11 protein-coding genes and 1 pseudogene are annotated in these 8,284 nt (G+C 37.2%); 10 read left to right on the top strand and 2 right to left on the bottom strand.

The genetic code is table 11. The features are described from left to right. A pseudogene (locus MM214_RS19200) lies at window positions 1–155 on the bottom strand (IS91 family transposase); the annotation flags it as partial. Further along, the gene (locus tag MM214_RS18750) at window positions 145–981 is read right to left on the bottom strand and encodes a tyrosine-type recombinase/integrase (protein ID WP_262916671.1); all 837 of its coding nucleotides are present in this window, start codon (window positions 979–981) and stop codon (window positions 145–147) included. The gene MM214_RS18750 and the pseudogene MM214_RS19200, both read right to left, overlap by 11 nt. Window positions 982–1,253: 272 nt before the next feature. Here MM214_RS18750 and MM214_RS18745 point away from each other — a divergent pair, with 272 nt between their 5' ends. The 10 genes from MM214_RS18745 (at window position 1,254) to MM214_RS18700 (ending at window position 7,983) form a co-directional block, all read left to right on the top strand. Then, window positions 1,254–1,904, top strand: a complete 651-nt coding sequence (locus tag MM214_RS18745; RefSeq protein WP_241297711.1) for a hypothetical protein — start codon at window positions 1,254–1,256, stop codon at window positions 1,902–1,904. A 157-nt stretch (window positions 1,905–2,061) separates the two neighbouring features. After that, on the top strand, window positions 2,062–2,532 hold the full coding sequence (locus MM214_RS18740) for a hypothetical protein (RefSeq protein ID WP_241297710.1): 471 nt from the start codon (window positions 2,062–2,064) through the stop codon (window positions 2,530–2,532). 55 nt (window positions 2,533–2,587) lie between these two features. Continuing rightward, window positions 2,588–2,830: a hypothetical protein gene (locus MM214_RS18735; RefSeq protein WP_241297709.1), complete on the top strand. Its 243-nt coding sequence runs from the start codon at window positions 2,588–2,590 to the stop codon at window positions 2,828–2,830. After that, the gene (locus tag MM214_RS18730) at window positions 2,827–3,225 is read left to right on the top strand and encodes a type II toxin-antitoxin system VapC family toxin (protein ID WP_241297708.1); all 399 of its coding nucleotides are present in this window, start codon (window positions 2,827–2,829) and stop codon (window positions 3,223–3,225) included. The genes MM214_RS18735 and MM214_RS18730 overlap by 4 nt, the downstream gene beginning before the upstream one ends. A 204-nt stretch (window positions 3,226–3,429) precedes the next feature. Continuing rightward, window positions 3,430–3,765 carry a type II toxin-antitoxin system RelE/ParE family toxin gene (locus MM214_RS18725; protein WP_241297707.1) on the top strand — a complete coding sequence of 112 codons (336 nt, stop codon included), beginning with the start codon at window positions 3,430–3,432 and terminating at the stop codon, window positions 3,763–3,765. Between the two features lie 4 nt (window positions 3,766–3,769). Beyond that, window positions 3,770–4,069, top strand: coding sequence for a helix-turn-helix domain-containing protein (locus MM214_RS18720; protein ID WP_009033879.1), 300 nt, complete (start codon window positions 3,770–3,772; stop codon window positions 4,067–4,069). 1,187 nt (window positions 4,070–5,256) lie between these two features. Further along, window positions 5,257–5,772 (top strand): hypothetical protein, encoded by a 516-nt coding sequence (locus MM214_RS18715; RefSeq protein ID WP_241297706.1) that lies wholly within the window; start codon window positions 5,257–5,259, stop codon window positions 5,770–5,772. A 66-nt stretch (window positions 5,773–5,838) separates the two neighbouring features. Next, a complete protein-coding gene (locus tag MM214_RS18710) occupies window positions 5,839–6,804 on the top strand; it encodes an NAD(P)-dependent alcohol dehydrogenase (protein WP_241297705.1) in 966 nt (321 codons plus the stop codon). Between the two features lie 135 nt (window positions 6,805–6,939). Then, entirely contained in the window at window positions 6,940–7,746 is an 807-nt protein-coding gene (locus MM214_RS18705) for a TlpA family protein disulfide reductase (RefSeq protein ID WP_241297704.1), read from the top strand. A gap of 48 nt (window positions 7,747–7,794) precedes the next feature. Beyond that, window positions 7,795–7,983 (top strand): hypothetical protein, encoded by a 189-nt coding sequence (locus MM214_RS18700; RefSeq protein WP_241297703.1) that lies wholly within the window; start codon window positions 7,795–7,797, stop codon window positions 7,981–7,983. Window positions 7,984–8,284 lie beyond the last annotated feature (301 nt).

The raw sequence follows: 8,284 nt of genomic DNA, 5'->3' as shown, positions 1-8,284 counted from the left end.
TTTCCACATTGCTGATCATCGCACCTGCTGAGGTGATACCCTTTTGCAGCGGTATGACAGGCAGCAAGATCGGCGAAAACCGCTCTGCTGTAAGGATTGAAGTTGGAGATGGATTGATGCCTGAACAGGGACTGGAAAGAAACATCAGTTTCCATGACTGAGCAGGTCAAGAGGTGAGACAAGTTTATCCCTGCGCTGCTTGGTCAGGTGGAGATAGATCATGGTAGTCTCTATCTTGGAGTGTCCGAGAAGCTGCTTGATGGTATGTATATCTGTCCCTGCATCGAGAAGGTGTGTGGCAAAGGAATGCCTGATAGAATGTGCGGAAAAACCATACTGTTCAAAACCTGCCTGATTCATGGCCATGCGGATGGCATGCTGTATTGATCGGTCGTTCATGGCTTTGCCCGGGGTCTGTCCTTCAAAGAGAAAGACTTTCGGCCTGTGTACCCTGTAATATGCTTCGAGTAGCGGAAGCACAGCAGCAGGAAGGATGGTAAACCTGTCCCTACTGCCTTTTCCAGCCACAACTTTGAGCTGCATGTCTGTCCGAGAAATATGTTTCATTTCCAAGAACCGAAGTTCGCTCAACCTGATCCCTGTTCCATAGAACAAAGCAATGATGGCTTTATGCTTGATATTGGTTGTGGATTGGATTACATGGCTGATCTGTTCTTGGGTTAGAATCTCAGGAAGTCTGAACTCCTTTCGGGGATAGAGGGCGTGAGGCACTACGTAGGGAGAAGGCAAAATGTGTTTAAAAAAGAAGCTGCAGCTCTGGGCTGTCATCCTACATTTATCCCTTCCCACGCCATGTTCTTTTTTGATGTAGTTGATGTAGGAGGCGATGTGATCCTGTGTGAGCTGTTCAGGATTGAGATGGTTGTAGTAGGCAAAAATATACCGCATCTCAGCCATATAGTTGCGGATGGTCATGGGGGAATAGGCCTTAGCTTCAAGAAAAGAAGCTAGTTTTAGCAAATACCCCTGAGCGGAATCATTGAGGGCTACGATGCCCAGCGTGTTTTTTTTGAGTTTTCATGATGAAAGATTTTGATATAACTAAAAATAAGCAGAATTTAGGTAAATCGCTCACCCGAAGGGTGTCAGTTCAACACGGGTTTTGCGTCAGGCGGGGTGACGTGCAAACTTGGAGCTTTGTGCTTCTATTCAAGTGTAGTGCTGGCAGACAGTTTTGTGCTCCGAAACCCGCCCGAACGCAAAGCCCGAAAACGTTAGTGGCAAATAAAAGAATGAAGGTAGATTCAAAATCAGACTCCCAGAAAATTAGTTCTCTCTTTTTAGATGAAGAGGAAGTATTGATTTGTTTGTATCCATTTCAAAAGCAAGTATTTGCTGACCATTTCAATTGGGAAGCTAATTTGAAAATAACCTATCCACTTCTATCGACAATTTCATGGAAAGAAATATCCAAGGAAATTGGATTCAATTCTATGAACAGGTTAGCTAAAGGAATCTTGGAACTTCAGGAGCCTTTTAAAACAGAATTAAAAGAATTTAGTGAATTGAAGAAAGTGGATTTCCCAGATTATGCAGCCGACCGAATTCCTCCAACAATACTTATTCCCTTAATTGAATACTTTCAAGATAATGGAATGGTAGAAATTAGGATAATGAAAATGGACAGATTTCCTAATTCAGAAACGAGACTTGTTTCATTTGAAAATAAGAACCAATTTGAAATTTATAACGAAATCAAAGATGCTAAGGCACTTATGGCGGAAAATGATATTAAAATTCTGATTCCAGATTTCGATTGTCCGTATGCAATCCTGTCAGGTTCCAAAGAAACTTGTGCGGACATTGTAAAAATTTGTGGGATTGAATTCTTGAAAACAAATAACAGAACCCAAATTGATTGGTGGAATCAAGGAGAAGAATAAAAACGTGCTATAACAGCACCTAAGAAAACATGGGGCAGTTAGTAATGTTCGATAGGTTTGTCTCCCGAGCTAACTTTAGTGAAGGTAGACAGGTAATCGCTTCGAAATGCCCCACGTTTCTTAGCTGCGACACGATAGCGAAAATTGAAGACAAACCATGGAAAGCAATAATCTTTATCACCACTTCCTGAAATACCTGTTATTTGGTTTGGGAATAATAATGGTAATTATGTCCATTTTGTCTTGGTTCTTTCCTGAGTTATTCTGGATAAATGGTGAGAAAATGGAACAAAATATCGTTACCACGTTAGTTTTTGGAGTTATAGGAATAATCTGCTTCCCAATATTTATTGCTATTAAGGATAAATTTGTAATAGTAAAATTAGGATGTCAAAATGTAATTATAAAGAATGGAGAGAATGAAAGAAAAATAAACTGGATGGAAGTGGAATCCCTTTCCCTTATACAGTTTGTTTACCCTCCTTTGTATAAATTGAAAGTTGAAGGGGATAATAAAATATATTGGTTCAATACTGAAAATCAATTCATAAATGCAGGTGGATTTACTAGAGATACAAGTGAAATGGTAGACTTAATAAAGAAAAAGAAAAGAGAGTTGGGAATTTAATTATCCAAATCTTTTGACCATCAAAACTTTAATTTCGTAAATTGGGTAAAAAATCATGGCAAACCTCACTTTAAATAACAAGACATTGGAAAAGTATTTCGGACTCTTGAAAAGTTTGGATAATCTTTCCAAGAAAAAACTGATCATTAAATTGACCGAATCTCTTGATGTAAAAGAAGAGAAGGTTGAAATGCGGACACTTTTTGGTGGATGGGAAGATGATAAAGATTCCGACGAAATCATTAAAGAAATTAGAGAGTCCAGAATAGAAAAAACAGAAAATTCTGGTTTCGAATGAAGTATCTTTTAGACACTAATATCTGCGTCCATTTTTTAAGAGGGAAGTATGGATTGATAGAAAAGTTTGAACAGCTAGGCACTGAAAATTTTGCTATTTCAGAAATTACTTTGGCAGAATTAGTTTTTGGAGCTGAAAGTAGTAAAAACCCTCAAAAGAATCTTGATTTAATTGAAGTGTTTGCTAATCAAATTGTTGTCCTTCCGATTTTTAGCGCAATTTACCTGTATGGAAAAGAGAAAGCCCGATTAAGATCAATTGGCTTGCAGATCAGTGATTTTGACCTGTTGATTGGTTGCACAGCAATAGAAAAAGACCTAATAATGGTGACAGAAAACTTGAAAGAGTTTCAAAGAATCTCTGGTATTAGGTTAGAAAACTGGATTTCCAGATAAAAAACAACTTTCGCTAACATCACCTTGTAAGACAGCGGGTGGTTTAGAAAAAATAGGAAGTTTAGTAATTTTAATAAGTTAGGAATAGGTTGGAAGCTATCGGCTCCGAAAGCCCGCCGTTTCCAAGCTGAATCCCGTTAGAGGACATTAAAAGAAACCGCTGCATTTTTGGAAAATGTTATCTTTTGAGATAACTTTGTATATATGGTTAGGAAGATCATTTTTTATGAAAACCACTTTATTGAATTTTACCAAAGCCAGAATGATAAGGTTAAAAGTAAGATCCAATATGTATTTGAACTGATCAAGCAAGTGGAAAGGGTACCAGAAAAGTTTCTCAAGCATCTTGAAGGAACTGAGGGGCTATATGAAATAAGAGTTGAGTTTCAATCAAATATTTTCAGGATCTTTTGCTGCTTTGATGAAGGAAGGCTTGTGGTTCTGTTCAACGGTTTTCAAAAAAAGACCCAAAAGACTCCGAAGAATGAATTGGAGAAAGCAGAAAGGTTAATGAAGGAATATTATCAAACAAAGAAATAAGATCATGAAGGATTATAGCAAAGTCAAGACATTCGATGAACTGATTGAACTGGAACACGGAAAAATTGGAAGTGAAAGCAGAAATAAGTATGAAGAAAATGCACAGATGTTCATCATCAGCGAAATGCTAAAAGAAGCGAGGAAGGAAGCAAATCTGACTCAAGAACAATTGGCAGAAAAAGCAGGAACAAAGAAAAGTTATATCTCAAAGCTTGAAAATGGTAAAGGAAATATTCAGTTGTCAACTTTGATCCGGATTTTCGAGCAAGGATTGAATAAAAGAATTGGGTTAACATTCCTGTGAGCATTCGAAAGGAATAACGCATTCTAACATCACCTTGGATACAGCGGGCTGTTCAGAGTAAATAGAAAGTTTAGCATCTTAAAGAAGTTGGGAGTAGGCTGGAAGAGAACGGCTCCGAAAGCCTGACTGGCTTCAGACAGGCCCGCCGTCTCCAAGCTGAATCACGTGTGTGACTTGAATCGAACTTAAAAACAGGTCTAATGCTTTGAAATGGATGTAGGACTATTGGGTAACTAATAGAGAGGCCCTCCGATGGTCCCGAAGCTTCGGGAAAGCAGCTATCAAACTACCTTACGCTGTGCATGTTTGGGAAACCAATATGTAGTGAGCGGTAAGGAAATACGGGGGCTTTGATCCCTGTAGGAGCTGATCCGCCGCGGCGAAGAACCAGTGACGAAGCCTCGATTAGGCAAATTACGATGTCAAAAATAGGTGGATATCTCGATAGCTTGGGATAACTATGACAAAGTGTGGCGGATGATCGGATATACTGGCCACATCGCATCCGGGGTTAAGCTGGCATGAACGCAGTACAGGCCATTTCAATGCCTGCCCCGATTATTTCGGGGGAACAAGTGAACTCCATGCCGTCAGGTCAATTCGAGAGGTGAAACCTGCACCCGTGGTTGGGTGAGGTATGGGGGGGCAGATCCAGTCGTAGTAGCAATAAAACACCTGTAACGGGAGTGGAGCCAAGGGCTGGACATGTTTAGTTTCAAACTAGTTTACAATCCGCCGCGGCGGAGATGACAGATTATTATGAAACAAAATCGCAACCAATTACCAAGCTGATGGTGTGGCAGGCGTATAAGAAGGTAAAATCCAACAAAGGCAGCGCAGGCATAGACCGTATGGATTGGGAGGAGTTAGATAGTAATTTATCTTCATATCTGTATAAACTATGGAACCAACTCAACCATCGTTTACTCAAGTGGGTGAAATGGGAGAAAGGACTATACAAATGGGTGGCAGTCAGATGGCTAAAGCAACAATATAAGTCTACCCCCAACCTGTTTGAACATTGGAATTTGGTTCAATCTTAGGTATATTAGAACCGAAGCGATTTACAAACATGAAGAGTCCGCCGCGGCGGATGAGAGTCTCACGCACGGTTCTGTGGGAAGGTGAGGGTGAAATTCCCTTGCCTTACCAGATTGCTTGTGTTGAATTTTAAAAATACGCTGAAAATGAAAAGAATAAACTTAATCATTTTATTGACAATGATTTATAATGGATTTGTTTATGGTAATCCATGGGACTCTATCAAAGAAAAAACCTGGATTTCCAAGAAGGATTTTCCGACTAATCAATATGTGTTCTACGAGACAATTAACGGGTTAAAAAAGGCTATTTTTCAAATTAATGGGAGTGGACGATGTGCTATTCTTTCATTGATTTACGATGTTGAAATAAAAGGTGATACTATCATTCTTAAAAATGAGTTAAAGCTTGATAATTCAAACTTGGAGAAAAGAGAGAATTCAAACACATCAAAAAAACTTTACGTCAGTAATGCGTACACGATTGTTTCTACTGATTTGTTATTAGAATATAATAAAGCATTTAATGAAGTGCGAATTTGTAATTGGTTTGAAACTTATAGTGGTTATCAGATTATTCCATTTGAAAAGTTTAAATCCATCCCGATTGAAGAAAATCAAATTTATGACCGAAGTTCGTTTAATTTTGAACCAAATCCTTAAAGTTTCGGAATTCCTTAGTTGCAATTGTGGATAAACAGAATATAGAAACAATGGAATATTAAGAAAATGAGAGCAGTTGTACATTCAAGATATGGACCACCTGAAGTTGCCAAACTCTTAGAAATTCCTAAACCAATACCTAAGGACAAAGAAGTATTAGTTAAAGTTTACTCTTCAACAGTAAACCGCACTGATTCAGGCTTGCGAAGTGCAGAATATTTTGTTTCTCGTTTTTTTACGGGGCTTTTAAGACCAAAGCATCAAATACTTGGTTGTGAGTTTGCAGGAATAGTTGAAGAAGTCGGACAAAAAGTGTCAACATTTAAGATAGGGGATAAAATTTTTGGATTTAATGATAAAACCTTCGGTGGACATGCAGAGTATTTAACAATTAAAGAAACAGATGCCATCACAACTATTCCTGAGGGCTTTAGTTTTGATGAAGCAGCGGCTTTTACAGAAGGAGCACATTATGCTTTAGTAGATATAAGAGCAGCAAAAGTTGAAAGAGGACAAAACGTTTTAGTTTATGGAGCAACTGGTGCTATTGGTTCTGCGGCTGTTCAATTGTTAAAGCATTTTGGAGCAATAGTTACAGCAGTATGTGATACAAAAAATGTAGACCTAGTAAAATCTCTGGGTGCAGATAATGTTATTAATTATCAAACACAAGATTTCTCCAAGACAGAGGATAAATTTGAATTCATCTTTGATGCGGTTGGAAAAAGTTCCTTTGGACAATGCAAGCCATTATTAACAGTAAAGGGAATTTACATCTCAACAGAATTAGGGAAAAAAGGAGAGAATTTACTTTTTGCTTTAACAACACCAATTTGGGGTGGTAAAAGGCTATTATTTCCAATTCCATCCATCACTAAACAAGACGTAATATTTTTAAAGCAACTTGTAGAGAAAGGTGAATTCAAACCTGTTATAGACAGAAAATATAAATTGGACCAAATAGTAGAGGCTTACAAATATGTTGAATCTGGACAAAAAATAGGAAATGTAATATTAAAAATAAGAGAATGACTAAACACCAGTCTTACACATCATCCATACGAAAGCAGAGGTCTCGTGCTCCTATGAAAGCGAAGTGCTAAATTCAAGCTTTGTGTATCTCATGAAAATTAGTACTAAAAATATCTTCCTTGATTATGACAAATCATGTTATTGCTCATATTTGAACATGAATTTATACAAAATCATTCGGTTTTACCTATAAAAAATAATAATATGAAAACAACAACTCAAATTTCTTTAATTCTTTTAGGTTTTTTTTATTCCAATCTATTGCTAGGACAATCTGCAAACTATTATTTAAATGAAGAAGGGAAAGTATTAAACGAGAAAGATTACATAGAACTTAAAGAAATACGATTAAGCAAAATGAAAGCAGTGGTAAAATCTATGGACATCTATGAAGAATTAGATTTAGAGTATAATAGAAATGATTCAATTGTTTTTTCGTATAAATGGCATTTCACTGACAATGTTAAAAAGACAAAATTAGAAATTGAAAGAAAAAAAGCCTTAATCGGTAAAGAATATCCTATATTAAATGCTAGGACATTAGATGGTCGTGTAATTAGTATAGAAGACCTTAAAGGTAAACCTACACTAATAAATTTATGGTTTACCTCTTGTAAACCTTGTATTGAAGAAATGCCAATTTTGAATAAAATGAAAGAGGAATATAGTGATAAGTTTAATTTTTTATCAATAACCTTTGAGTCAGAAAGCAAGGTTAGGAAGTTTTTACAAAGATTTCAGTTTGATTTTGAACATATAGTTGACTCAAAAGAACTAACAAGAAAATTAGGTTTTGATGGATACCCCGCTAATCTATTTTTAGATAAAGATGGTATTCTTCGAGTAATTGAAGGGAATGTACCTATTGAAAAAATCGAAAATGGGGAATTTAGAATGTCTGATGGCTCTAAATTTATCGAGATTTTGAATGAATTACTGTGACCAACTTTTACCCACTAGCCATAATCTCTTGCAGAGGTCGGGAGGTTAGTGGCTGCCGTGTGCGCCTATGGCGTATTGACTGACATCCGCAGGGTGAAGGGCTTGCTAGGTAGAATAGTAAGCTGGTTGGTGGATTTTAGGAAGCGGTTGTTTCTGTTTTTCGATGACTTTGGGAGTTTTTGCTTTGCTTTGGGCATGACTTCCTCTGCCCAGTATTTGAGGATGTTGATAACCTAGCTCATCTTGAACTCAACCCTTGATTTCTTGGATCCTGTAATTCGATCAAGAAGGGGCTGGATTTGGTTTAATAGGTTTTATGAAAGTAAGTTGGGCTGAGTTGATAGAATAAAAAAACAAATCGATAAATTCGGTCTGACTAATGAGGATTTAGGTCTCGAATTGAGCCTAAATTAGGGCTTATTGGAAAATTCGTCAGGAATTAGAAAGTAGGGTTTAAACTAAGCTCTACTTTCTTTTTTTATGTATTTGACCCTTGATCCACGAGTCAATTTCGGATTGAAAAAGTACAATTTAGGAT

Source organism: Belliella kenyensis, from assembly GCF_022549675.1.
GTDB classification, from domain to species: domain Bacteria; phylum Bacteroidota; class Bacteroidia; order Cytophagales; family Cyclobacteriaceae; genus Belliella; species Belliella kenyensis.
Note: the sequence above shows the minus strand (reverse complement) of the source record. Positions and strands in the feature narration are given on the sequence as shown.

What these genes read in the sequence shown, in the direction of transcription:
- MM214_RS18745 (WP_241297711.1), top strand. Translation starts at nt 1,254, where the DNA reads ATGAAGGTAGATTCAAAATCAGACTCCCAGAAAATTAGTTCTCTCTTT.
- MM214_RS18740 (WP_241297710.1), top strand. Translation starts at nt 2,062, where the DNA reads ATGGAAAGCAATAATCTTTATCACCACTTCCTGAAATACCTGTTATTT.
- MM214_RS18735 (WP_241297709.1), top strand. Translation starts at nt 2,588, where the DNA reads ATGGCAAACCTCACTTTAAATAACAAGACATTGGAAAAGTATTTCGGA.
- MM214_RS18730 (WP_241297708.1), top strand. Translation starts at nt 2,827, where the DNA reads ATGAAGTATCTTTTAGACACTAATATCTGCGTCCATTTTTTAAGAGGG.
- MM214_RS18725 (WP_241297707.1), top strand. Translation starts at nt 3,430, where the DNA reads ATGGTTAGGAAGATCATTTTTTATGAAAACCACTTTATTGAATTTTAC.
- MM214_RS18720 (WP_009033879.1), top strand. Translation starts at nt 3,770, where the DNA reads ATGAAGGATTATAGCAAAGTCAAGACATTCGATGAACTGATTGAACTG.
- MM214_RS18715 (WP_241297706.1), top strand. Translation starts at nt 5,257, where the DNA reads ATGAAAAGAATAAACTTAATCATTTTATTGACAATGATTTATAATGGA.
- MM214_RS18710 (WP_241297705.1), top strand. Translation starts at nt 5,839, where the DNA reads ATGAGAGCAGTTGTACATTCAAGATATGGACCACCTGAAGTTGCCAAA.
- MM214_RS18705 (WP_241297704.1), top strand. Translation starts at nt 6,940, where the DNA reads ATGTTATTGCTCATATTTGAACATGAATTTATACAAAATCATTCGGTT.